The 25,928-nt window shown below is 32.8% G+C and carries 17 protein-coding genes and 1 riboswitch; of the genes, 3 read left to right on the top strand and 14 right to left on the bottom strand.

The features are described 5' to 3' along the window. Positions 1-23 precede the first annotated feature (23 nt). The 9 genes from ACN0WI_RS13595 to ACN0WI_RS13555 all read right to left on the bottom strand — a co-directional run bounded on the left by ACN0WI_RS13595 (position 24) and on the right by ACN0WI_RS13555 (position 13,841). On the bottom strand, positions 24-1,472 hold the full coding sequence (locus ACN0WI_RS13595) for a hypothetical protein (protein WP_417887523.1): 1,449 nt from the start codon (positions 1,470-1,472) through the stop codon (positions 24-26). Between the two features lie 18 nt (positions 1,473-1,490). Further along, positions 1,491-4,295, bottom strand: coding sequence for a M16 family metallopeptidase (locus ACN0WI_RS13590; protein ID WP_417887522.1), 2,805 nt, complete (start codon positions 4,293-4,295; stop codon positions 1,491-1,493). Continuing rightward, positions 4,296-4,808, bottom strand: coding sequence for a hypothetical protein (locus tag ACN0WI_RS13585; protein WP_417887521.1), 513 nt, complete (start codon positions 4,806-4,808; stop codon positions 4,296-4,298). It abuts the gene before it with no gap. Beyond that, positions 4,771-6,192 (bottom strand): RagB/SusD family nutrient uptake outer membrane protein, encoded by a 1,422-nt coding sequence (locus tag ACN0WI_RS13580; RefSeq protein ID WP_417887520.1) that lies wholly within the window; start codon positions 6,190-6,192, stop codon positions 4,771-4,773. The genes ACN0WI_RS13585 and ACN0WI_RS13580 overlap by 38 nt, the downstream gene beginning before the upstream one ends. Before the next feature lie 9 nt (positions 6,193-6,201). After that, positions 6,202-9,564 carry a SusC/RagA family TonB-linked outer membrane protein gene (locus ACN0WI_RS13575; RefSeq protein WP_417887519.1) on the bottom strand — a complete coding sequence of 1,121 codons (3,363 nt, stop codon included), beginning with the start codon at positions 9,562-9,564 and terminating at the stop codon, positions 6,202-6,204. 69 nt (positions 9,565-9,633) lie between these two features. Beyond that, positions 9,634-10,791: a FecR family protein gene (locus ACN0WI_RS13570; protein WP_417887518.1), complete on the bottom strand. Its 1,158-nt coding sequence runs from the start codon at positions 10,789-10,791 to the stop codon at positions 9,634-9,636. 121 nt (positions 10,792-10,912) lie between these two features. Further along, on the bottom strand, positions 10,913-11,515 hold the full coding sequence (locus ACN0WI_RS13565) for an RNA polymerase sigma-70 factor (RefSeq protein ID WP_417887516.1): 603 nt from the start codon (positions 11,513-11,515) through the stop codon (positions 10,913-10,915). 683 nt (positions 11,516-12,198) lie between these two features. Further along, the gene (locus ACN0WI_RS13560) at positions 12,199-12,540 is read right to left on the bottom strand and encodes a DUF190 domain-containing protein (RefSeq protein ID WP_417887514.1); all 342 of its coding nucleotides are present in this window, start codon (positions 12,538-12,540) and stop codon (positions 12,199-12,201) included. After that, a complete protein-coding gene (locus ACN0WI_RS13555) occupies positions 12,537-13,841 on the bottom strand; it encodes a voltage-gated chloride channel family protein (protein ID WP_417887513.1) in 1,305 nt (434 codons plus the stop codon). The genes ACN0WI_RS13560 and ACN0WI_RS13555 overlap by 4 nt, the downstream gene beginning before the upstream one ends. A gap of 37 nt (positions 13,842-13,878) precedes the next feature. Further along, a riboswitch (Fluoride riboswitch) is annotated at positions 13,879-13,943 on the bottom strand. Between the two features lie 153 nt (positions 13,944-14,096). Here ACN0WI_RS13555 and ACN0WI_RS13550 point away from each other — a divergent pair. The 3 genes from ACN0WI_RS13550 to ACN0WI_RS13540 are packed head-to-tail and all read left to right on the top strand — an operon-like array spanning position 14,097 to position 16,586. After that, on the top strand, positions 14,097-15,047 hold the full coding sequence (locus ACN0WI_RS13550; protein WP_417887512.1) for a DUF2157 domain-containing protein: 951 nt from the start codon (positions 14,097-14,099) through the stop codon (positions 15,045-15,047). After that, complete coding sequence (locus ACN0WI_RS13545; RefSeq protein WP_417887511.1) at positions 15,035-16,111, top strand: DUF4401 domain-containing protein; 1,077 nt, start codon at positions 15,035-15,037, stop codon at positions 16,109-16,111. Before ACN0WI_RS13550 ends, ACN0WI_RS13545 begins: the two co-directional genes overlap by 13 nt. After that, positions 16,098-16,586 (top strand): GDYXXLXY domain-containing protein, encoded by a 489-nt coding sequence (locus ACN0WI_RS13540; protein ID WP_417887510.1) that lies wholly within the window; start codon positions 16,098-16,100, stop codon positions 16,584-16,586. The genes ACN0WI_RS13545 and ACN0WI_RS13540 overlap by 14 nt, the downstream gene beginning before the upstream one ends. A gap of 149 nt (positions 16,587-16,735) precedes the next feature. Here ACN0WI_RS13540 and ACN0WI_RS13535 read toward each other — a convergent pair whose 3' ends face one another. The 5 genes from ACN0WI_RS13535 to ACN0WI_RS13515 all read right to left on the bottom strand — a co-directional run bounded on the left by ACN0WI_RS13535 (position 16,736) and on the right by ACN0WI_RS13515 (position 25,662). Further along, on the bottom strand, positions 16,736-21,604 hold the full coding sequence (locus tag ACN0WI_RS13535; protein ID WP_417887509.1) for a DNA repair ATPase: 4,869 nt from the start codon (positions 21,602-21,604) through the stop codon (positions 16,736-16,738). Between the two features lie 133 nt (positions 21,605-21,737). Next, entirely contained in the window at positions 21,738-23,816 is a 2,079-nt protein-coding gene (locus tag ACN0WI_RS13530; RefSeq protein WP_417887508.1) for a flotillin family protein, read from the bottom strand. A 15-nt stretch (positions 23,817-23,831) separates the two neighbouring features. Further along, a complete protein-coding gene (locus tag ACN0WI_RS13525; RefSeq protein ID WP_417887507.1) occupies positions 23,832-24,536 on the bottom strand; it encodes a hypothetical protein in 705 nt (234 codons plus the stop codon). Between the two features lie 5 nt (positions 24,537-24,541). Further along, a complete protein-coding gene (locus ACN0WI_RS13520; RefSeq protein WP_417887506.1) occupies positions 24,542-25,255 on the bottom strand; it encodes a PspA/IM30 family protein in 714 nt (237 codons plus the stop codon). An 11-nt stretch (positions 25,256-25,266) separates the two neighbouring features. Further along, positions 25,267-25,662 (bottom strand): YbjN domain-containing protein, encoded by a 396-nt coding sequence (locus ACN0WI_RS13515; protein WP_417887505.1) that lies wholly within the window; start codon positions 25,660-25,662, stop codon positions 25,267-25,269. Between the last annotated feature and the right edge of the window lie 266 nt (positions 25,663-25,928).

The following is a 25,928-nucleotide window of genomic DNA, read 5'->3' as shown; positions in this document are numbered from 1 at the left end:
CCTTTTTATGTAATTATATTAAATTACTGATTATCCGGAGAATCATATTTATGCAAATAAAGTTGATTACCTACTGTATAAGCAGCATATCCTATTCCATTTGCGGCATATTCCAATTCTACATCATCAGCTTCATTATTTGATAATACCACAGGAGAAGCCCAGTTGTTAACTTCATCATCAAATGCTAATGTTGTTGGGTTATCAGATGCATTTCTATATAAAAGCATTGGATTATCATAAGCATCAATGGCAATATCAAATGATCGGTAAGAAGCATCTGGAATAAGATCTCCTAAAATTGACCAAGAATTACTTGCTGCTGTGTACTTTTTCACTTTTACCTGATAATCTGTTCCTGCAGCTGCATCATCTTCTGCATAAGCTAAATAAACATTCCCTTCAGTATCCACATCCATAGCTATTCTGTAAGTTCTTATAGCATTTTCAGGAGCTTCTTTCATTTGATCTGCCAGTGTCGTCCAGTTTCCGTTTTCATACTTGAATACAGATACACTCTGAAGAGTCGTTCTGTCTATTGTTGCTACATATAAAGCACCATTTTCATATACCGCATCAAGATCGACACTTGGAGAATTTACTCCTGAAATTGCAATAGTATTCCATGCATTTCCATCAAAAGCTTTTAATTTTAGTTGACGATCATTATCTATGTAAAAGTTATAAATAGCACCATCTTCCCCAGTTACTAATGCTGATTCTCTATAACTTCTTTCTCCTTCGGAGATACCAGGCTGTCCGACATAGTTCCAGGAATTATCTGTATATTCCATTAAAGAAACCTGAGATGGATCAACAGAATAATCACCAAATGATATTAAAGGAGTTCCTTCAGGAGAGAAAGCAAGATCTGCATCTTTTGCTCTTGCTGAATTAAAGTCAGCTGCACCTATTCGACTCCAAATATTATCCTGATAAGAAATAAGGTTTAATCTTCTATCCTCATACTCCTCTGCATTTGCAATATAACCGATATAAGGCATAGCATTTGTAGGGTTAATGCTTAAGGAAATATCTTTCACCTCCTGATCATAAGCTGTTAATTGAGACCATACCGCATTAGCCATTTTTGTTATAGTCACGGTATATATTTCATTAGTATTTTCCTCAGTAAGAAGATATTCTACTGCTGCACTATAGTCATTTGCAGTCTCACCACTCATCTGGTTAGCTCCTCCAACGGTAACAATATCATTTTCAGTAGTTGTAAATCTTGCTACCAGGTTTGTTACATCAACCTGTGAAGGTAATGCAAAGCTTATTGAGTTTCCCGATAATTCTTCTATTACATAATCCTGAACTAATTGATCGTTATCTTCCTGATAAAAGCCGAAAGACGACATTCCTACTACAGCAGATTCTGATGGCAAACTGTCATCATCACTGCTACAAGAGGTAAAAAAACCAGTACAGGCTATTAATAATAAAAGAACGTTAATTTTAGTTTTCATAAAGTTTAATTTGAGTTATTATTGATTGTTAATATGTTCTGTGGAAGGCCATAAAATTGCTTTTATAGATGGCGAATTTTTAAAATATGCTTTAATTACTTCAGCAATTTCATTTTTACTTATTGCATCTATTCTTTCCTTATAATTTGTAACCGCATCCCAATTCTTAAAATGATTGAAATAATGTTCACGTATGGCTTTTGTCCAATAGGTATTTCGTTGCTTTAGCAGATCATCCATTTTCTTTAGGTTCGTTTTTATTTTCGAAAGTTCTTCCTGCGAAAAATTGCCTGCAGCCATAGCGGAAAGAATCTTTTCAGTTTCTTCAATCAATTTATCCACATCTTTTGGTTCGCAAACAAAACTAATACTCTGTCTGCTCAGCGCTATAGGTTGTTTAGTAGAACTTGCCGATACCGAAACACTATAAACTGCCCCCATTTCTTCCCTAAGCTTTTTTAACAAGCGGTTTCTTATCAGGTTTTTAACCACCTGATTTAAAAAGTCGGTCTCAGGCAAAGATTTCATAATAGTATTTTGCTGAAAAATCAGTGAGACGGTCACTTTTGGACTATCACCATCTTTTTGTTGTATCACAACATCGTCTTTCAAAACATGCTTTGGCTGATACCGGTATGTAGTAGCTGCTTTTCCTTTAGGTAAAGTAGCGATATATTGCAAAACATCGGATTTAAGAGTTTCAAAAGGCTGATCTGATATTAGACTAATATTATAGTTTTCAGCACCACCAAAAAACTGATGATAAGTATCTATAATCTTGGAAGAATCTAATTCAGATTCAATATCTTCTACTTTCAACTTCCTAGTAACATAGTCCTCCCCTTTTAAAGCTTTTTTTATTTTATCACCAAATAAGTCAGCAGGCTTAGAAATTTCATTCTGCTTAGATTCGATTGTTCGTGATTTAATTTCATCGAAAATTTTCACATCCATTTTGGGTGCAGTCCATTTTAAATATAGAAGTTTGAAAACCGTTTTCTGATCCCTTTTATCTGCACTAGCATAAAAACCTGTTCTGGTTTTATCTACTAATAATGTAGCTTTAGCACTATTACCAGCCAGAAACTGGCTTAACGCATCTCTGCTAAAATCACCATAACCACTAAGAGAGATTACAGGAGCGGCATAGAGTCCGGTGATATAATCTTGTTCTTTAAGTGCGTAATATCCGCCCTTTCTAAACCCACTTAGTATTATTGCATTTTTATCAAGATCTGTTTGTTTATAAATAAGTTTCACTCCATTAGACAATAAATATTCCGTTGCATCAATTTCAGGAATATATGTTTTAGAAATAATTTTACCAGGTTTAGGGAGTTCTGAGAGTAAATTTTCAGGAACATCCAAGTTTCTTTCATATGGTTGCACTTCATCTTTTTCAAAATTGAGATGAGCATAAAATTCTGATGAATCAGGTAATATCTTTTTATCCAACTCATTTGCTGTCAGAATATATTTTGTTTGTTTCTGCTTTCTAATATTTTTCAAGCAGTTTAATAAACTTAAAGAATCAATAGATTTCAGACTTTTTTGAGTCAATTCAAACTCTTTTTCAGGAGTTACAATCGCATTTCCATAGAAAAATTTCTGATACATTTCCTTAATCATTTTTCCTGAAGAAGGCTGTTCTTTATTGTCCGTGTTATTTCGCAACTGTTGAAGGAGTTGTTTTTTAATCTTAGATATCTCCATCGATGTAAAACCGTATTGAAAAATTTGCTCTACATCATACCAGTATTGTTGTAGCCCTTTATCGATAGAATCCTTTTGAAATTCCACAGTATACATGAGCGCAGCTTTCACAGGGAAATAATTACCTAAACTTATACTTGCTCCTTCGTATGCAGGGTTTAAGAAAGACTTATTATCCAATCGTTCCTGAAATAGATCATTAAGAAGATTTTTTTGGAGAAAATGATAAAACGCAGTTTCAGTTTTAATATTTCTAAAAGGTTCTAATAACTGAACCCCCGTAAGTTCAATTTTTTTAGTTCCCTCATCTGTTATCACAGTATATTCAGACTCTTCGAAATCTTTAATTGGATATGAAGTATTTTCTATATTCTTCGATGTTATATCTTCTAATTTAGCTTTAACTTCTTTAAGAACATAATCTGGATCGATGTCACCAGCAATTGCTATAGCCATTAAAGAAGGATCATACCATGAATTATAAAAATCATTGATATCTTTTCGATTAAAGTTTCTTAAGGTAGCTGTATCACCAATTACTTTTCTATCGCTATATCTTGAGTCATTTAATAAAAGTTCTAAAAAAGCATCTTGGGTATTCTTACTTCCGCTTTGTTTAGAAAGCCATTCAGACAACACTACTCCCCTTTCCTTCTCAATCTCCAGGCTATCTAAGCTTATTCCTTGTATCCAGTCATTTATAATTAATAATGTGGAATCGACCACACTCTGCCTTTTAGTTGGAATTTTTAATTTATAAATGGTTTCTCCATAACTGGTATGAGCATTAAGATCATGACCAAATTTAGCCCCATTACGTTCTAAAAAATCAATTAGAGTATTCTCAGGGAAATGGGTCGATCCATTAAAAGCCATATGTTCCATAAAATGAGCTAGCCCTCTTTGGTTATTTTTTTCCTGCAGAGAACCCGCTTTTAGAAACATTTGAAATTCTGCCTGACCTTTAACTCTATCAGTTTGATATAAATAATACTTTAAGCCATTGTTTAGTTCTCCCGAAATAAGTTTAGGATCTTCCTTAATATGCTGACTAAAAACAACAATAGGACAAAGTAAAAAGGTGAAAAATATTCTTTTAAAATATGTCATTTATGGATTTACTTTTTTGATGATAAATTGGCTTTGATTTCGAGCTGGCCCTGGTAATCCTATAGCGACATCATTATTATTTACATCCTCTATTATGATACTAAGTGTATTGTCCTGGGTCTCATCTAATTCTCTCTCTAACCATCTTATCTGTATTGGTCTTTGATAAATTCCTGCTGGAAAAAGTAGCGGGTTTTCAGTAGTAATTACTTGATAATCGCGACCTTCTTTGAGTCCATTTCCAGGCTCAATTCTATAATTCACCATAAGATCTTTATTAGTGCCAGGTGTACTATAGTAGATATAGTAAGTAGCAATATCCTTTCTATTGGAATTTACAGTGATAATATTAGACTCATTTTGCATGATATGTACATACGCATCTTGAAAGTCTTCTATATTATCTTTATTACAGCCTATCAATGAAACTATACCCATTGCATAAACAACTACAAAAAAGAACTTTAAAGCACATTTAGTAACCTTCATTTTGTATAATATTTTCGTTAGCATTAATTTCCCTTAAAGGAATGGGCAGCGCAAAAAGGTGGCTGGGATAGGCTAATTCTTTGACATTGGAAGAGGTGTTTTCATCCCTGTTCAGGTTGTGATGCCATCTGGTAATATCAAAAAGGCGCTGCCCTTCAAAATTTAGTTCCTTTATTCTTTCTTTTTCTAAAACCGCTAGTAATTCATCTTTGGTATTTAGATTAATTTCTAAGCTATCGTTCGGGACACCTAAAGCCCTTGATTGAATTTGGATAATATCTTCTTTAGCCGCCACGAAATCATTCAATTCTATGGCTGCTTCAGCATGTATCAATAAAATTTCAGAAGCTCTTAAAACATAAAGGTCACTTCCATATTCCGTCTGATTAACATCGGGACGAGAATATTTCAATGTTTGATAAGTACCCGATTTCTCACGTAATAAATCCAGTCTTACATCAGATGTATCAGAAAACACATCTATTAATTTTGATGAAGCCGTAGCGACAGGATCGGAGGTTGCATAAAACACTCCTACACTTGATTTTTTTTGTTCACCGCTCAACATAAAAATAGCCTCAGCTCCAGGTTCTAAGGTTCTGAACATTTCGACATATTCATCATGGACTGTTAGCTCCATAGTACTTAATACAATATTTGCTTGCTCACTTGCACTCTCCCATTCATTCATATAAAGAAAAATCTTTGAAAGTAAAGATCTCGAAGCCATTTCAGATCCTCTATAAGGCATAAGTTCCGTTTCCGGGAATTCCGAAAAAAGATCAATTGACTCCTGTAAATCGGTAATGATTTGATCATATACGATAGCTGTTGTATTTCTGGCATTCAACTCATTTTCTGCCGGTGTTAAGGTAAGAGCTGGAATACCAATATGAGATGCATCCTCAGTATAAGTATAAGTTTGTGCATATGTTCTTACTAGATCAAAATGAATCAAGGCTCTTAAAAACAAAGCTTCAGCTCTAATTATTAGCAAATCATCGGAACTGTTTGGGAATTTTTCCAACAAAACAGGTTGGTATTCGAGAATATTATTCACATTAGCCAAGGCTTCATAACCTTTAGCCCAAATATGTCCAACTGCTGTTGCTTCCTGATCTGGTTCAGAGACAAAATTATATTGCGAAAACATTTTCACATTTTCTCCTATGGCACTTAGCTGTAATAAATCACCAGCAACCTCTGGATAGAGATAAAATTCAGAATCATAATACTCATATACCCGGCTATAGCTTCCAATAATAGCTGACGTTATACCATCAACATCAGAAAAAAATACAGGGATTGAAGCTCGACCAGCATTATCTCCTTCAAGAAAATTCTCACATCCTGAAAATAACAGAAGGTTGAAAAATATAATTGCGCCAAATTTTAAATTTCTTAGCATAATTCTTTTTTAAAATTGAATATTTGCCCCTAAAGAAATCATGGTCTCTAGTGGATATCCACTCATGTTATTTCGATAAGAGTTTTTATTATTATTATCATATGGTGTCCAGAGCCCCAGGTTATCTCCAATTAGGGACAACCCAAATTGTTGAACACCTAATTCTTGCGTTATTTTATCTGGAAAAAAATAATTTAACGCTACGTTTTGCAATCTAATATTGGTTTTATTAAAGAGATATCTAGTAGAGTTCATAGTCGATCGCGTACTTACTCCCCACATTAATTGCGGAATAGAAACAACATCTCCAGGACGTTGCCATCTGTTTAACTGATCAATAGATTGATTTCCATCCATAATATTTAAACCATCAGAATTCACGTCCCTTCCAAAGGGGCTGAAAGAATAACCTCCAATTGTATATGATGCTTGAATTGATAAGCTAAAGTCTTTGTATTTGAAAGTGTTTCTCAAACTTCCATATACTTCTGGTGTCGAACTTTTATATTTTACTCTATTATCGGCACTGTATTGCCTGGTTACATTTCCATCGCTATCATACCATAGTGGATATCCATCTCTGGGATCAACTCCTGCCCATCGAATTAGATAGAAAGTATTTATATCAGCTCCCTCTTCCCATCTTGTTTTATCATTATTTTTAGGTATATTATTGTATAATTCTAGAATTTTGTTTTCATTTCTTGAAGCGATTAGTGTGGTATTCCATTGAAACTGATCGGTTATTATATTTTGAGTTCTGATAGTTGCTTCCAAACCTTTATTTTCAATAGAACCAACATTCCTAAAGATTTTTAATGCTCCGATAGTCCTACTTACATCTAACTGGCTCAACAAATCAACTGTTTTATTTCGATAGCCTTCCAGAGCCAGATTAATTCGCTGATTAAATAATCCTAAATCCAGACCTAGATTGGCCATGTAAGTAGTTTCCCAACTTAGATTAGGATTTGCAGGGGTAGTCATAGTAGCTCCTGGCTTACCATTATAATAATAACTATCCCCAATATCATATACCCCATTCGATTCCTGTGAACCTATACGGCTGTTTCCATTACTTCCGTAAGAAGCTTTAAGTTTCAGAAAATTAACAATTTCGCTTTCAAAGAATTCCTCATTATGAATATTCCATGATACTCCAGCTGATGCGAATTCAGCCCAACGAACATTTTTTCCGAAATTAGAATTTCCATCCCGTCGAAAACTCAAGCTAGCATTGTAACGATCATTATAATTGTAGGACATTTGAGCCAAATAAGAGAGGCTATTTCGTTCATAATAATTACCGGATCCATATCTATCTTCAGCCAGAGAAACTCTTCTTAGATAGTCATTAACAAATCCTGTACCTCTTGCACCTGTAAAATTATTTTCGGAAGAATTCATTTCAAATCCCACTACTCCACTAATATGATGCTTATTTAATTGTTTTTGAAAATTCAGTCTATGAATCATTGTCCAGTTCAAAAAATTGGATTGGTTACTATAGGCCTCACCAAGCGGGTTACCATTAGTGTCCTTACCTGACCAATTTTTGATTGACCTATAGATCTCCTCTGTATTGCTCTGATAATCCACTCCAAACTGTCCTGTATATTTTAATGCTTCGATTGGAGTATAAGAGAATTTGAAATTCCCCTGAAAAGCAAAAGCTTTTTGATTATTATCATTTTGTTCCCGCTCTGCTAAAGAATTATAGAATCTCTTATCTACCCATTTTGGAGAACCATCAGGGTTACTACCTTCAATAACACTATAATATTGTCTAAAAGTCCCATCAGGATTATATGGTGAAATTATTGGAAGATTTTCATAGTAATCAGATCCCGGATTAAATATTTGGTTCAGGTTATAGGAAGCCGACAACGAAAGATCTATATCCATCTTAGAAGTGATCTGGGCAGTATTACGGGTACGTAAAGCGAAACGCTGTGTATCATTACCAACCACTGTACTTTCATCGTTGAAATAAGAACCTGAAATATAATATGTCCCCTTTTCATTCCCTCCTTTTGCCGATATATTCAATAATGAATTACTCCCTATATCATAGAATGTATCGTACCAATCGGTATTTGTGGTACTATATTGGTTAGATTCATTATCTGTAAAAGGAAAATACCGCATATCATTCCCAGCATTTTCAAAAGACTCACGAGCTAAATCCAAATATTGATTTCCATCGAGTACTTTAAAACGAGTAGCATCATTAATGAGAGATTGTCCTCTGCGAAGCGATACATCAAATTGCAATTTACCGCTCGATCCTCTTTTAGTTGTAATAAGAATAACACCATTAGCCCCATCTGCACCATATATAGAGGTGGCTGCAGCATCCTTCAAAACTCTGATACTTTCAATATCTTGGGGGTTGATGTACGAAAGAGGACTTACGCTAGTGCTAAGCCCAGTAATCATATTAGTTTTTCCTCCCGTATGCATTCTGGTTCCATCGATTATCCAAAGAGGCTCATTAGAAGCACCCAATGATGCTTCTCCCCGAATAGTTACGGAATTCCTTGAACGAGTACTGCTGGCATCTTGAGACTGCGGATTATATTGTAAACCCGGGACAATTCCATCCAACAGTTTGTCTATCCTTTGCTGCGGTAAACTTTTAAGTTGTTTAGCTTCAACTGTAAAACTACTACTTACTTCGTTTTCCTTTTTCACCTTTGTACCATAGCTACTGGTTATAATTACCTCAGACAATTGAGAACCAAGTTTCATTTGCACATCAAATTCAGACTTACTCCCCACGGGTATTTCTTGTTCTTTATATCCAACGAAACTAAAAACAAGGGTATCACTGGGTCTAGTTCTAATATTAAATTCCCCGTCCATATCGGTAACGGTACCCCGGCTGCTTCCTTTTACGATCACATTAACCCCGGGGAGCAAAAAATTTTCTTCATCTTTCACTATTCCCTTTACATTTTTTTGCTGCTGCATTAAATAGCTACTAGAAGAGGACTGATCTTCTTGTGCTGTTTTTTTGCGTATAATAATTTGATTTTTGATTCTTTTAAAAACCACATTATCGGTAGGAATAACTTTATTGAGTAAAGTAAGGATATCGATATCTTTAACATCGACATTTACCTTTCTTTTAATATCAATATCATCAACACTATAAACGAAAAGGTAGTCGGTTTCTTTCTCGATTCTATCAAATAAATCCTGAATTCGAATTTGTTTTGCAGTAATGGTTATGAATTGATTTTGAAGTTCTTTCGAGTAGACTTGATTACTGGTAACGAAAGAAAAGACCAGTAAAAAAACACCAACTATTTTAACAAGAATCTGAGCAATAGTTGTCCTATCTACTTTAAAAAGTAGAGATTTTTTCATATTTTTAGTTTTTTATTATTGTATTGCTTAATACAAGCATTTTACTAATAGGGAATGAGCCACCATTCCCTATTTTTCTTTGATTGTTACCAGATTATCGGTTATCACATATTTAAATCTGTAAATTTCACTTAAATATTTCATCACATCTTCCACAGGTTGATCTCCAAAATTTGCATTTATCGTTTTGCTTTCGATCTCCATATATTGATTATCTACTCTTATATTAAAATGACGTTCTAACTTTGTTAGTAAATCCTTTAATTTTACATTTCTATACACCAATTTACCAAACCTCCAGGCAACGTAATTATTAACATTTATCTCTTCTATTTGGATTTTTTTATCTTCTCTGTTGTAATTTCCAACTAAACCAGGACTTAAAATCTTGGCATTTTCATCCAAGTTATCCTGTCGATTATACATTTTCACAGCTCCTTCCAATAATGCCACAGCGATATTCTTATTTTCGTCATAAGCATTAATGTCAAATTGTGTTCCCAGAACCTGTACATTCAATCCATTAGCTTTTACTATAAAAGGTTTTTGTTCATCATGAGTAATATTAAAAAAGGCCTCTCCTTTAAGTTCTACCGCTCTATGATCAAATTCGGAAAAATTCAATGGATAAATTAAAGTTGATCCAGAATTCAAATGCACTAGTGATCCATCTATTAATTCTACCTGAAATGTTTTTCCAAAAGGAACACTAATGGTATTAGTACCTTTCCCTTTTGTTTTCTCCGAATAGCGAATTAAATTACCTTGAGTAACTTGAATAGTATCTCCGGAAAGCGATACAAGTGAAGAGCTTTGTATTGTATCTAAAATTATTTTTTCGCCATTTTCTCGTTCTAAAACGACATGGTTTGAAGAAAAATCTTCAGCGTAAAAATCATGCCAATAAAGCAAGAAAATCCCGCCACATACTATCGCAATGAAAACTGCTGCTAAACCAAGAATTTTACTTTTCGAATAATTTTTTGATTTCTTGGGTTTATTTTTTGCCGTTAATAAAATATTATCATACATCTCATCAGACAGATTTTTTTCTAGCTGTATTGTATGACTTTTTACCTTAATATTTTCTATAAGTTCGCTTTCCCTTAAATAATCGATATAATAAGGATCTTTAAGAAATTCAAAAAACTCGTCAAATTCTAACCTATCGCAATAATTATTGAGATATTTATTTAGTAAATATATAAACCTTGTATTTTTATCCATTTATTAACAACTTCATTAATAATACAGCTGAAAATGGATAAAGGGTGACTCAAAAAGTGATTTATTTAAAAAAAAAGTAAAATACAAACATAAACAACTAAAAAACAATACTTTATTGTTTTTATTTTTTTAGCAAAATGTGAAGAAAAAGTAAAAAAATAAGGTCTATATCGCTATTTTTCGATAAATAAAACCGAATACTTTCTAAAGCTTTTTTCATTTGAGTTTTTACAGTATTAATAGAAATCCCTAATTCATCACTAATTTCTTGATAGGATTTTCCCTCTTCTCTGGCCATTATAAACACTTTTTTCCGCCCTTCTGGAAGCGAAGAAATTGCTCTCTTTCTAATTTCTTCATATTCTTGAGTAAGTATATATTCTGAAGTAGTACTTCTTTGTGTTTCTAAGCCTTCGTAAATTTTATTTTTAATGTTTAAGTCGTTAGTAGCCTTAGTAAGTATGTTTATGGAAAGATTCTTAGTAATTGTTAGCAAAAAAGATTTAAAGTTTTTAGTGGTATCAAGTTCTTCTCGGTTTATCCAAACTTTTAAAAAAACTTCTTGAACTACTTCCTGTGCATGATCTTTTGATTTTAGTATGCTAAGAGCAAAATGATAGCTGTCGGACAGATATTTTTCATATAATTTATTGAAAGCTTTTTCATTTCCCTGCTTGAGTTGGAAAACTAAAAATTTATCACCCCTCTTAGCATCATACCTCATTTGCTCTTCCTTTACTGTTAAATTTTCCCAATATTACTAATTTTCATAATATAGAACATAATAATACCTTTTTTTCCTTAAAGATTTAATTAAAAGTAAATTTTTAGAATTATTATTTAAGAATATTCAAATAAAAGGATATCTTTTTTTTCCAAATCAAACCTCAGGATTACCTTGTCTTCTCCGTTTTTGCAAAGAAAAAAGAGGAGAAAAAAATATAATATTTGGAATAATTCTAATTGCTCTATCTGCATTAACTACTACATTTTAGATTATAGGGATTATAGTTATTTCAGACTCTAAGAATAATGAAGAGGGGTTACAGAAACTATTGGAACAATGTTTTTTATTCGTCTCTTCAAAAAAAGAAATAGAAATAAATTAATCCAACATTATAAAACTCAAAAGATAATTATCATTGATAATGAACTGAAAATTTACCGAAATTTCAAAAACCAATATCTTAAACCCTTATATATTTATTTTAAATTTAGTTAAAAATGATGTGGAATACTTCTTTTTAAATCTGTATCAAAAAAATTGAAGAAATTGAGAATATCGGTTTCAATTTAACTCTTTAAAAATTGAATAAAATGGTAGCTAAAATAAGCGATTTAGGTTTAATTTAATACAGTTAAGAATTACAAAAAAGTTAGACAATAAAGTTAACCAACTAAGCATAATTATTTCACTATAACTTCATTTTTAACCATTAAAATGGAAGTATACAGTAACAGTTTTTTCTGCTCTTCTAAAAATTGATTTATTTTTTCTTCAGAATCTGTAATTTCAATAATATGTGGGTGTTTATAATGACGTATTTCTGTTATTCCCCAATTAATTTTTTGGTTCTCTAAATAGCCTTTGCTTACATTTAGATGTAAAACTTGGCTCAAGCCGAATGCTTTTGCTCTTTTCATTAGCTCAATAGAAAAATCTGAAGAATATAGTTTTCTCCAAAAGGAATGATCGTGTACTTTTTGTCCGTACTCAAAATATACTCTTAACGTTACAAAGTCTTTCATTTTTTTATCCTTCTATTTCCTACCTCAGATAGATGTAAACCTTTTTCTCTAGTAAATGACGTATTTTTTGGACTTCCTATAATTTGGGAGGAATAAACACCCGAATGCCCAGAGAATAAATATGCGGTTGAACATGCCAAGGCAATAAAAACACCCGATTCTATTCCAAATAGTTCTATTCCCATTATAGTACACGCTATTGGTGTATTTGTAGCTCCTGCAAAAACTGCTACAAATCCCATTCCTGCAAGAAGATCCATTGGTAATGGTATAAACCAAATTAGTACATTTCCTAAAGCAGCTCCTATATAAAATAAAGGAGTTACTTCTCCTCCTTTAAATCCTGCACCAAGTGTAAATGAGGTAAACAGTACCTTTAAAAGAAAATCGTAAGAATTGAGGTGTATTTTAAAAGCATTAACAATAGTAGGTACTCCTAACCCAATATATTTTGTAGTTCCCATAAAATATATGGCAACAGCTAATATAACACCTCCCACAACAGGACGTAGAGGGGGATAATTAATTGTCTTTTTAAAAAGGTTACTCCAGAAATGGGTAGATTTTGAAAAAAGCATCGCGACAAGACCAAAAATAATTCCTGCTAGTAAAGACCATAGTAAATTTACAGGTGTCATTTTTGCGACGGAATCAATATGATAATGTGTATGAGAAACATTCCAAAACCGGCAAAAATAATCGGCAAAAACAGCAGCCATAAAGCTCGGAATAATTGCATCTAAGCGTATTCTACCTAAAATTAAAACTTCTAAGGCAAAAATTCCACCTGCTAGTGGTGTTCCAAAAACAGATGCAAAACCTGCACTTATACCTGCTATTAAAACTATTTTTCGATCTCGTTTTGATAATTTAAGAACCTTTGTAAACCTATCGGCAACTGCTCCTCCAACTTGAACAGCTGTTCCTTCACGGCCTGCAGAACCTCCAAAAAAATGGGTTAATATTGTCCCAAATAAAACAAGTGGAGCCATCCGAAAAGGTATTACTTTTTTTGGCGAATGAAACTCTTCTAATAGCAAGTTATTCCCTTTTACAACACTATTTCCGTATAAGTGATACGATAAACCAATAATAAAACCTCCTACTGGCAGTAGTGCTATAATCCACAAATGAGATTCCCTCCAATTTGTTGCCCATTCTAGACTTAAAAGAAAAAATGCAGAAATACTTCCCGTAATTACACCTAATATCAAACAAATAAAAATCCACTTAAAAAGATAAATTAATGAAGGAATTTGCTCGAATGAGGATAAAAATTTTTTAATTTTTGTCTTGTCCATATTGACTTAAATAAATGATTCTACAGTGGCATAAGCCATAAAAGTAGATGTCATTAGTTCCAAGCGGAACGGTTTAAGGCAGACCTCATTGCCTGATTTGATGCGCAAATATAAAACAAAAAAACATGTTTAAAACATTCTATATAAAAAATAGCTGTGGATGTAATTAACTAAATTCAATTTTATAAATTTAATCTCTTAAGGAAAAAATCATATTTAAGAATCCTTTTATTTAAAAAGATTATTTGAAATAAAATGAAAAAAATTAACCGAGAAGATATTCAAATCATCTCTCGACATAGTAATTGGTCAGCAAAAGGAATTGATACTATTCTGAAAAAAAATATTTATAGTAGTAAACAATCTTGGCATAAATTTCTTGAACTTTTTTTTATAAGTTTAGGTATAGGTTTTACAACAGCTGGACTTATTTTTTTCTTTGCTTATAACTGGGCTGACTTACATAAGTTTTTGAAAATTGGATTAATCGAGGGGTTACTTTTAATTTTAACCTTAGTTGTTGTATTCTCAAAATTAAGTTTAAATATAAAAAATATAGTGCTAACGAGTGCATCAGTTTTGGTAGGTGTACTATTCGCTGTTTTCGGTCAAGTTTATCAAACGGGAGCTAATGCTTATGATTTTTTCTTGGGCTGGACAATCTTTATTTCGATATGGGTTTTTATCTCAAATTTTGCGCCACTATGGCTTTTATATATCATTTTAGTAAATACAACATTCATACTATATTCTCAACAAGTTGCATATAACTGGTCAGATGTTTTTACGTATACTTTACTTTTCGTGATTAATGTATTGTTTTTATTTATTTCATTATTTGGTCATAAAATCAATACTAGTATTAAACCACCGGTATGGTTTTCAAACTTAATAGCATTAGCCAGTGTATCTTTTACCACAATAGGTATTGTAATTGGTATTTTCAGCAAAAATCAAAACTCATTATTGGTATTACTTATAATTACCACAGTACTATATTTTGCTGGAATTAAATATGGACTTAAGGTAAAAAGCGGATTTTATCTTTCAATCGTGCCCTTTAGTATTGTTATTATAATTTCTGCATTTATTTTAAAAATATCAAATGAAATAAATGCATTTTTATTGATTAGTTTATTCGTTATAGGGAGTATAACATTGGTAATTAAAAACCTTATTGATCTTCAAAAGAAATGGAAAAATTAACGAATAAGAAACTTTTATTAGATAAGATTCGGTTTTCTGAAGGCTCAGAATTTGAATGTGATGAAAATGCTATTTTAGAAGAGTATGCTAATCTAGCTGAAAATAAATCTAGTTTAGCTATTAAAATCCTTTCAATTTTTGGAGGCTTTTTAGCCACTTTAGCGTTAATTGGTTTTTATATCCTTTCAGGGCTTTATGACTCTGAGTATAGTTTACTAATATTTGGGACAGTATTTCTAATTTTGGCTATTTGTTTAAATAAATGGTACGATAAAATTATTATAGATACATTTAGTATTTCAATATACATTGCAGGTTTTATTTTATACTCTCTTGGGTTATCAGAAATTGGAATTAATGAAAATATCATTTCATTATCCATTAGTTGTATAGCTTTATCCTGTTTGTTCATTTGCCAGAATTATATTTTATCATTCATTTCAATAATTACAATTAGTGGTAGCTTTCTTTTTCTGATCGCTTTTAATAATTATTACAACTTAGTTCATTTATACATTGCCATTACTAGTATAATTTTAGTATATGTATTTTTAAATGAAGCTAAGATAATTTCGTCTCATAAAAAATTATCTAAACTTTATAACCCAATTAGAATTGGAATGATATTCTCTCTACTATTTGGCCTTATTGGAATTACAGAAAAAAGATTACTACCAATTTCTCTAAATTATATTTGGTTATCATCTATCATAATTATTTCAGTAATCATGTATTTAACAAATATGATTATAAAAATAAATGAAATAACTTCTGTTAAAACTAAAAGTATAGTATACATTTTAACAATATCAATACTAGCTCCAACAATATTTTCCCCTACTATTTCTGGAGCAATTGCTATTATTTTGTTGAGCTTTTTAGTTAATTATAAAAGTGGAGTGGTGATAGGGATACTTGCTTTTATTTATTTTATATCACAATATTATTACTCTCTAAATTTTACCTTATTATCCAAATCAATCATCTTATTTGTATCTGGCATTATATTTCTTTTATTCTATTTATTCATTATTAAAAAATTAAATTCTAATGAAAAAATATAAGTGGATAATCCTATTAGTTAATCTTATTGTTTTACTAGTTTTCTTCAACTATTCCATTATTCAGAAAGAAAAATTGTTAGCTAATGGACAGCTAATTTTATTAGAATTAGCTCCTGTTGATCCTCGTTCACTAATGCAAGGTGATTATATGAATTTAAGGTATGCTATTTCAAACAATATTAATATAGATAGTATTTCTAAAAGAGGATTTTGTGTGGTTAAACTAAAAGAAGATGGTGTTGCTAAAAAAGTCCGAATTCAAGAACAAAAAACACCGATTAATAATGATGAATTCCTGATAAAATATAGTTATAATGGATCTCGAAATGTCCATTTTGGTGCAGAATCATACTTTTTTCAAGAAGGAAACTCCTACAAATTTGAAATTGCAAAATATGGTGGAATAAAAGTAGACGACCAGGGAAATAGTATTTTAATAGGCCTGTTTGATCAGAATAAGAAGAGAATAGAATGAAGCTAGCTAAAAATTGCACTTGAAATTTTAACTAAATGTCTTCACTAATTTTATGTTTCAGTTTTTGTATTGAAATTTTAAAAAATGAAGTTGATATGATAAACTAAAAATAAATAGCCAAATCGGTTGATTTGGCTATTTCAAACATTTTATTTTTCAAAACCGCGTTGCAAAACCTCTTTAATACCTTCCAGATTTTCGCTAAACATCATCATTTGCGATAATACCTGTGCCATTTCATTTTTGTTACCAAAACCTTTCAATTTATTATTCTTTAAAAATGTTTCTTTAATAGTTATCCAACGTGCTTGTTCATTTTCAGAAATATCGCCGCGCAGTTCTTTAAATTTTAAAAGGTTAGCTTCTGCAGCTGTAGTAAGCGTTTGCGATTCGTTTTCGTAATGGGATAATAATAAACTATTTAGTTCTTTATCATTCATAATTGGCACCACTTTAGAAACCAGTTTATTCATATCCCGATATGATCCTTGAAGCTTAAATGCAGGCTCGGTTCGGTACTCATCTTCCATTCCAGCCGATTTAATATAAGTAGCATTCACTTTTAAAACCGTATCACGGATACTGAGTACTTTTTCTAAAACAGATTTATAATCCTGAATTTCCTGTTGCGTATGGTTTCCCTTTAATTCTCCGACATCCGAATTATTTTCTACACGATCCACAAGTGTATACACATCATCAAAATTTCGAGAGCTTAATTGGTGTAAGACCGGATTAGAGGTTAACGAATTTTCCAATAAACTTAATTTAAACAAGCTTTCGGTATCGCCAATTATATCTCCCAAATTATAAATATCAGCTCGGTTAGAAAGCATATCGGGAATTCTAAATTTCTCACCACTTTCTGTATACGGATTTCCTGCCATAATCACGCAAAATTTCTTTCCGCGTAAATCGTAAGTTTTAGGTTTTCCATTAAAAATACCTTCGATTTTTCGAGTTCCGTCAGCCAGTGAAATAAACTTCTGTAAAAATTCGGGATTACAATGCTGAATATCGTCTAAGTATAACATCACATTATTTCCCATTTCAAAAGCCAGATTCAGCTTTTTTAATTCTTCTCGGGAAGCCGAGTTAGTGGCTGCATCTGGATCTACCGAAGTAATATCGTGGCCAATCGCCGGGCCGTTAATTTTCATAAATATCAAACCAAGCCGGTTTGCGATATACTCCATTAAGGTGGTCTTCCCGTATCCCGGTGGCGAAATTAACAACAACATTCCCATACGATCGGTACGGCGGTTCTCCCCTACACTTCCCAATTGCTTGGCTAAATTTTCTCCGAAAAGCGGAAAATATACCTGGTCGATTAATTTATTTCGAACAAAAGAAGTTAAAACTCGGGGCTTAAATTCGTCTAATTTCAATTGGTCTTTCAACTCCTCGGTTACCTGATGTCTTGCCTTTCTAAACGCTTGAAAGGCTGGAACACTATAATTAAAATACAACTGAAGTTTTTGCGTAAACTCATGAAAATCGAACTGATATTGCCCATTTTCGATATATTTATGGTCGCCTTTTAAACCTGAAATTACTGTTGAAGGATTGATATGATTCACTTCCGGAGTTTGCTGCGGAAACAAAATACAACAAGCCGCTTCATCAATATAACCTATCTGATTTTCTACTAATTTTGATTTAGCAAAAGCCTGAAGCCATTGTTTAACCAACCTAATTTTAGCAGAATATGAGTGTAAACTTTCTATACTATTTTGAAATTGACTTTCTGCCTTTTCCTTATTCAACATCTGCTGAAAATCTTCAGCAAGCTTTTTTGCTAAACCACTTACTACAAAACGATCATCACTTTGCAATTCTTCAAATAGATACTGAGCGATTTCTAAACTCATTTCCGGAGAAAATAAACCTGAATTTTGTCCAAATTCGCTTATTACCTGTTCTAACTCCTGAATTAAAAAGTCATATTCCCGTGTATTTGGAAAATATTTTAAAACCTGGCCTGATGCTTTAATAGAATTGTTATAACCTTGTTTGGAATCTTTATCTAACTGATTCCAAAAAAATCTCGCAAAAGCACGAATTTCAGATCTATATTTTAGAATGCCTAAATCTTGATGTTTTTGTACTAAAACTTGTAAAATTTTAGCCGCATCCAGATCGTGAACACCTTTTATATAACCTTCAGCATAATTGCTACTGCTTTCTTCCTGAATTAACTTCAGCAATTCAGCTTCTGTTAATCCTGAAAGTTTTTCAAACGCATTATTTTTATAAATTTTGAAAGCTAAAAACGATGCTCGGTACACTGAATCATTTTCAGAAATAAATTCCTGATCCCAATATTCTCGGCTATTATTTAAAATATCATTCTGTAATTCCTGATAAAAATCGGTACCGCTTAAATGATAAAATAATTGATCATCCTTAAAAACAATACTTAAATCTAAATCTTGGCGGTTTACCCCAAATTTATGATTTCCAAGTTTGATGATATTTTCGCCATCTTCGTAAAGATCCTGTTTGTCTTTAAGCTTTCGTAAAGCATCTTCCCTACTGGTTTTAAGGGAAGTTTCAATTTCTTCGGCATTACCACTATCATCTAGCTCACGTAATTGCTCCACAATATCGCGAAGTTTGTTAACCATAAGATCTGAAGCGTAATACCCGTTAATTTCTGAAACCGAGTGTAGACTTTCAGCTTTTTTGCCAACACTTTTTAAAATCCTATCCGAAGCAGTTTGCAGCGCAATGGCTTTTTTATTTCGCTTTTCGTTAATAGCGCTTTTTTTACTTTCAAAAGCATTATAAACTTCTTCTCGCTTTTCGATTATTTCAGTAATAAACTCTTCAAAATCGGCAAATTTCCCTTCTAATTCTTCCAGTTGTATGCTGACTTTTGTTTGAAATTCATCACACTTTTCAGGAGTAGAAGCAATATCCAGATAATTAATAATACTCTGATCTATAAGTTTTAACTGAGCTGCAAAATCGGCTTTAGCTTCTTTACTTCCAAGCGACTTTTTCTTATTCTTAATTGCTGCTTTAAGCTGGTTTATGGTTGCAAAAATTAGCGAAATATTATCGATAATTTTGGTAGAATGTGATGTATCTTCAATATCAAGGTTTGATACAATATCGATAAGCATTTCCAGATCAATCGCTATCTGGGTTACCTCATCTTCTAAGTTTTTAGCTTCAAGAACTTTGCTAATATCGGCTAATCGTTGCTTCTTCTCATCAACTTTATCATGATAAGGCTGCAATGCTTTATCATTCAGTAAAAATTCGACGCAGCGCCTTGAAATTTTTGTTGTTTGTTCAGCTATTTCAGTTTCAAGAGACTTAATAAATTCTTCGTTTACGTATCTAATTTCATAAAGGCCAATAACCTCGCCGCGCAAGGCTCGTAATTGAGAGAGTAATACAACAAATTCATTAATGTTTTTAAATGAAGTGCTTTTTATTTTACTGAAAAGCTCTTGTGCTTTTTGCTGAATTTCCTGGGTTTGTTTTTCAGCATTTTTCTTAAGTTGAATTACTTTCTGAAACTCATCGATTGCTGCATTAGCAGCTATATTTATTTCTTTTAAAGGTTCACTTAAAACAGCAGTTTCCTTTTCATTCAACCAATAAAAGGCATCTAAAATATTTTTTGATGATTTTGCTATATCCGCATATAAACCATCATAATTATCTTCTTTACTAAGCAAAGTGAGAAGCTCGTTAGCCTCGGCCATTGCTTTTACAATATCTTTATTTCCGATTTTATACAACATCGAATCCTGATGTTCAGAAGGCATTATATCGCCTTCCAGATATGGCGTCTGCCAAATCTGAATCATATGATGTTTAGTTTGCTCGTCTTCGGCTTTAAAATAACAAAGCTCGCCACCGGGTAAAATCGTGAAGCCGCCACAAACAATAGGCGTTTTTATTTCCTGCTCGATCATATTATAATCCATTAGCAGATAAGCGCTTTTGGATGGCGAATAGAAAATATATAAAAAATCTTCTCCATTGGGAGAACTAATGGTTTCCTGATATTTCCAAGATTGAACTTCGTTAGAAAACAAATGAAATTCTCCGGTTTGCAAATAATAACCATTAGGAAAAATAATCCCCTGATCGTCGGGCAATAATATAGCAGTTTCTTTGATGGAATCAATTTTCTGCACTTCCTGCATTTTATGATTATACACAAAATAGCGTGCTTCTTCCTGAAATGGTTTAATTTCCAACACAATCAGATTCCCTAAATCAGCAAAGCGAATCTGGCCATCATCCAAAGTTTGATCTTTATAATCTACAGGTTCGGAATAGATTCCCATTCCATCGTTTGTATTATCTTCAATTTTAATGGTTAGATCGCCACCAATGGTTTCTACAAACACTTTATCTAAAATCGCCACATGTGGATGTTCGCCATAACGTTGCATATCTCTAGTAGCTTCCTGCCAGTTAAATTGATACTGTTTTGGGTATTTAAACTCATGCTCGCTACGATTATCGATATAGGTAAGAGTATTATCCTTGATAAGCCATTTAAAGGTTTTTATATCGGTTACGCTATCGCTAAGCTGAAATACCATATGCAGGTAATTCCCTATCTTGGCAAACTTGGTAAAAATTGTATTTCGATAATACTTATATAAATTTGAAAAATCGGTTTTAAATGTTTCATCTTCCAAAAGCTCTAAAGAAACCGACTCAAAATGTTCATTATCGAATTTGTAAATACTAAAAACATCAGAGAGCTTAATATCGGTACGCAAACCAAAATGCACGTTATAACCGAAAATGCAGGTATTTCCCAGCGAAATTATATCCCTGGCAACACAGTTATTTTCGGTACTAATGCGGTTATTTGCAATTAACTGTGTTTCAAGAGAACCAAAAACCGTTTTTCGGGCATCATTTAATGTGTTAAGACGTTCCTGTAAATCAGATTTATGAGTGTTAAGACGCTTACGAATAATCTCATAAGTCCCACCATCTAAAGCATCTTTTTGTATCGGTTTTTCTTTGTTAGTATTCATTAGGTTTTATGGTAAGGGTTAGGGTTGATTTTTAGTAATTCCTAAAACGTAAGAAAACAAAGAGGATGAGATCCCGGGGTAAGCCCGGGATAACATAGCTCTAAATCTAAATCAAATTACTTTAAATATTAGATCAAACCTTTAAGGTTGATACTCGCTGATCTGACAATCCTAAACCTTTCGCCAGGTTGAATAAATTGCCTAACATGGTTTGCTCATTTTGATCGTTAGAGCGACCTTTTAGTTCCATAATCAAATTAGCGATCGTAAGGTTTTTGATGTCTTCGGAAGAAATTCCATATTTCTCTGAAAACTCACGTACTTTGGTTAATAAATTCCCCTTAATATCGTCACTTCCTAAAATAGAATCTTTTAAATCCTGAATATTAGAACTGTTTTGAACCAATCTGTCGAATCCTTTACCTCTGGTTATCTGACCTATGATTTGATCGAAGAACATGGTTTCACCACCAACAATATCAATTTTAGCGGCTTTCAGCGCATCACTAATTACACTAGCCTGAGCATCAGCGATATCTTTTTGAATATTAATATGTGCTAAATCTACTTGCAATTCTTTATCCAGTTTCAACTTAAATTCTTCATGCTCTTTACCAACACCATCAAGTTTCTTCATAGCAGCAGCTTTTTCTTCGATACCTGCAGCATCGGCAAGTGCTTTATCTCTAATAACATCGGCAGCAGCTTTTCCTTCTTTTCTACTAGCTTCGGCTTTAGCTTCCATTCCAGCAGCTTCAGCTTTGGCTTTTTTCTCGATGATAAGCGCTTCCATAAGTCCTTGTCTTTCGTTAGCATCGGCTTTAGCATGCATTACTTCAGCTTCAGATAAACCAATTGTTGCTTCTTCTTTCGCTTTAGCTTCAGCAATCGTTTTTCTAGCTTCGGCTTCTTTCTCACTGGCTTCTTTATGCGCCTGTGCTTCGATATTAATTTCTTCTGCTTTTTGCTTGGCAGCTTCTTTTTGAGCTTCAGCAGCTTTAATTGTTTTAATCAAATCTTCCTGTGCATTTGCCTCAGCAATAGTAACTTTTACTTGCTTTTCACGATCGGCCGTTTTAAAAGCTTGAATATCTTTCATGTTCTCTTGCTCTTCAACCACACCTTTTTCTAACATTACACGATCTCTAATGACATCCTGAATGTTTTTCTTCTCTACTTCAAGAACTTTTTCTTTTTCAATTTGAGCAAGTGTCACAATACGTTCTCTCTCGGTAGCTTCCAGCATACGATCTTTTTCAACTCGTTCGCTTTCTACTGCTTCTGTTCGTTCTTTGTTTTTCGCCGCCACGATGATCTGGCGGTTCATATTTTCTTCGGCTACTTTTACTTTTTCTTCGGTAGAAATTCTGGCTGACTCCGATTTTAATCGTTCTTCTTCAGAAACTTTACTAATTTCCGCATGTTCTCTAGCTTTAATATTAGCAATTTCTCGTTTTTGCGCCTCTTCTTTTTCCGCTAACTGCTTATCTAATTCTAGAATAGCTTCACGTGCTTCAACATCTTGTTTTCTGATGGTTTTTTCTTCGTCACGCTTAATAAGGTTCGCTTTCATATTCTGAACAGCAGTAAGCTCGGTAATTTTTTTGATACCTTCCGAATCCAGAATATTATCTGGCTTAAGATGTGTAATTGGCGTTTGTTCTAGAAAGTCTATCGCACAATCTTCTAAAGTATAGCCGTTAAGATCGGTACCAATAATATTTACAATTTCGTCTCTAAACTCACGACGAGCTTCGTATAGTTCGATAAAATCAAACTTCTTTCCTACTGTTTTTAAGGCTTCAGAAAATTTAGCTTCAAAAAGATCCTCTAAAGTTTCGATTCTGGATGCACGATCTACACCAATGGTTTGTGCCACTCTTTTAATGAAAGAGATATCATTATTCACTCGAACAAAAAAGGCTACTTTAATATCTGCACGCATATTATCGCGGCAAATTAAACCTTCGTGTTCCATTCTTTCAATCTGGATCTTCTTTACAGAAATATCCATTATCTCCATTTTATGCAAAACAGGAACAACATACATTCCTTTATCTGTGGCTACCTTTGTTCCTCTAAAGCCAGTACGAACAATGGCACGGCCTTGTGGAACTTTTTTGTAAAACATCGCTATAACTGCGAAGTAAATGACGATTAGGAAAGCTACCCCACCCAATCCCATTACGATAATTGATAAAATATAATTCATTTTAAGTAGTTAAGTTTAGTCGTTATAAGATTGTACTAAGAAATAATTTTTATCAGCAGACTGCTTGATAATTAAAATTTTGTCTTGATAATTAAGCTGATGGCCGTCTAGCGATTTTACGTAAATAGAATGTGAATCGCCATTGGCTGAAATCTCTGCATTGCCCATTTTATCTCCAGAAATGGTCGATAATAAAACCCCTTGCCTGCCAATATAATCAGTGGCTTTATCGCCATCTTTATTCAGGTTTTTAAAGAAACCTTTAAAAGGTGTAGTAAATATCTTATTTACAAATAAAGAGGTAAAAAACGCAGCTATCATTATTGCAAAACCTATAAAGTTGTCATAGGTAAATGTGAGCGCAGTTGTTATTGCCGTGGTAAACCACCAGATAAAAACAAAACAGGTAAAAGTGAACATAAAAGGTAGCCCGACAAAGTTGAAGTAGATCAACATAATTTGCCACCATTTTAGAGGTTGGATACGTTTACCTACCACATCTTCTTTATTCAGCTCGGCATTCGATACATCCTGAAATTCCATATTCGAACCGTCTGTTGAAATATCGACGTCCATATCGGCGTCGATATCTATATCCATATCGTATTCAAATTCGATACCGCTAATCATGGTAAGCAACCAATAAACGATTAATAAAATACAGAGAATGCTAAGGGTAATGTTTACCTCAGAAAATAATATGTCTGTTAAACTGGTCAATTTCGTTATTTTTTATCTTCATTTAAACCTAACTGATCTTTAAGTTTGCTAAGGTCATCTTCGGCTTTAGCTTCAGTAGTGCTCGCAGCTTTTTCAAGCTCATCATCTATAGATTTAGATGCACCAGCAATATCACCGTAAGCCTCTGCCAAAGCTTCTTCCTGAGCTACTTTTTCCTTCATACGTTCCAACATTGAAACGGTACTACTACTATCAATTTCAGCCATTTGCTTGTTAAGGCTCTTTGTGGCATTACTCACTTTTACGCGAGCTTTAAGCGTTCTAAGTTCGTTTTCCCAATTACTGATATTCGATTTGATGGTTTGAATATTACGTTCTAACTGTGCCACATTTTCATTGAACTTCTTCGCTTCTTCTTCAGACCGATCTACATGCTTTTGGGCTTCTTCTTTTTTTACTAAGGCCTCACGGGCAAGACGATCTGCTTCTGTTTTATCCATATCACCACTTTGTCCTTTTTTCAGGATCAAAATCGCTTTATTATGATAATCATCCTTTTTATCGAGATATTCATCTTGATCATTTTTGGCCCGAATGGCTAAAGCTTTTACCTGAGCTAAAGCTTCCATATTTTTTTCTAAATCTTTTCTAAGATCTCTAATTCCCTGTTCAGTTAACTTGATAGGATCTTCCATATTGTCGATTGCCGAATTTGCTTCAGCTTCTCCTATTTTAAATAATCGTCTAAAAATGTTCATAACGCTAAGGTTTAATATTTTGAAAATTCTATAATTTTATCTGAATATTCACTCATCAATAAACTGAGTGAGTTTAAAGATCCTTCTAGCTCGTTTAGATCTAAGTTCTCTATCTGAAGTGTATCCCTAAAGATCACTTTTTCTCCTGAATCGTCTACTACAAATGCTCCATGGATAATATCACGGTTCTTCTGGAGCAGACTACGATAAATCTTTTCTGATTGGTTGTTTATTCTGAATAAAAACTGCTCCATTATTAAAATAGGTGGCGCAACACCCAGGATAAGGTTTTTAATCCCAAAATTTTCTCTTCGAATCATTAAGATTCCTTCAGCTTCATTTTCAAAATCAATATTGAAATTAAGCTCTAACAGAAAATTTTTGGTAATCTGATAGTGATTTTTCATCTAGAAAGTATTTTTTGATTGGTGTTAAATAACTTGGTATAATAATACAAAAAATCTAATCTATTTTAAGGTATTATTAACAAAATCACGCTAGTAATTATTACTGTTATCATTGGTTGTTTAGGTTAAAATTAAAAATATCTACGTCAAGCTAATTTATTTAGCAAGTTCAAGATTTTAAAACTAAAATCAAGATATAACCAAATAAATTAGTAATTATCAATTCTATTAGCTAATATTGTTAGATAAATATACAACTAAATTTT

The organism is Zunongwangia sp., from assembly GCF_048269745.1.
Classification (GTDB): Bacteria; Bacteroidota; Bacteroidia; order Flavobacteriales; family Flavobacteriaceae; genus Zunongwangia.
The sequence above is the reverse complement of the archived record's forward strand: the minus strand, read 5'-3'. Positions and strand labels throughout refer to the sequence as shown.

Coding starts and splice junctions, on each gene's coding strand:
- ACN0WI_RS13595 (WP_417887523.1), bottom strand. CDS start 1,472: ATGAAAACTAAAATTAACGTTCTTTTATTATTAATAGCCTGTACTGGT.
- ACN0WI_RS13590 (WP_417887522.1), bottom strand. CDS start 4,295: ATGACATATTTTAAAAGAATATTTTTCACCTTTTTACTTTGTCCTATT.
- ACN0WI_RS13585 (WP_417887521.1), bottom strand. CDS start 4,808: ATGCTAACGAAAATATTATACAAAATGAAGGTTACTAAATGTGCTTTA.
- ACN0WI_RS13580 (WP_417887520.1), bottom strand. CDS start 6,192: ATGCTAAGAAATTTAAAATTTGGCGCAATTATATTTTTCAACCTTCTG.
- ACN0WI_RS13575 (WP_417887519.1), bottom strand. CDS start 9,564: ATGAAAAAATCTCTACTTTTTAAAGTAGATAGGACAACTATTGCTCAG.
- ACN0WI_RS13570 (WP_417887518.1), bottom strand. CDS start 10,791: ATGGATAAAAATACAAGGTTTATATATTTACTAAATAAATATCTCAAT.
- ACN0WI_RS13565 (WP_417887516.1), bottom strand. CDS start 11,515: ATGAGGTATGATGCTAAGAGGGGTGATAAATTTTTAGTTTTCCAACTC.
- ACN0WI_RS13560 (WP_417887514.1), bottom strand. CDS start 12,540: ATGAAAGACTTTGTAACGTTAAGAGTATATTTTGAGTACGGACAAAAA.
- ACN0WI_RS13555 (WP_417887513.1), bottom strand. CDS start 13,841: ATGGACAAGACAAAAATTAAAAAATTTTTATCCTCATTCGAGCAAATT.
- ACN0WI_RS13550 (WP_417887512.1), top strand. CDS start 14,097: ATGAAAAAAATTAACCGAGAAGATATTCAAATCATCTCTCGACATAGT.
- ACN0WI_RS13545 (WP_417887511.1), top strand. CDS start 15,035: ATGGAAAAATTAACGAATAAGAAACTTTTATTAGATAAGATTCGGTTT.
- ACN0WI_RS13540 (WP_417887510.1), top strand. CDS start 16,098: ATGAAAAAATATAAGTGGATAATCCTATTAGTTAATCTTATTGTTTTA.
- ACN0WI_RS13535 (WP_417887509.1), bottom strand. CDS start 21,604: ATGAATACTAACAAAGAAAAACCGATACAAAAAGATGCTTTAGATGGT.
- ACN0WI_RS13530 (WP_417887508.1), bottom strand. CDS start 23,816: ATGAATTATATTTTATCAATTATCGTAATGGGATTGGGTGGGGTAGCT.
- ACN0WI_RS13520 (WP_417887506.1), bottom strand. CDS start 25,255: ATGAACATTTTTAGACGATTATTTAAAATAGGAGAAGCTGAAGCAAAT.
- ACN0WI_RS13515 (WP_417887505.1), bottom strand. CDS start 25,662: ATGAAAAATCACTATCAGATTACCAAAAATTTTCTGTTAGAGCTTAAT.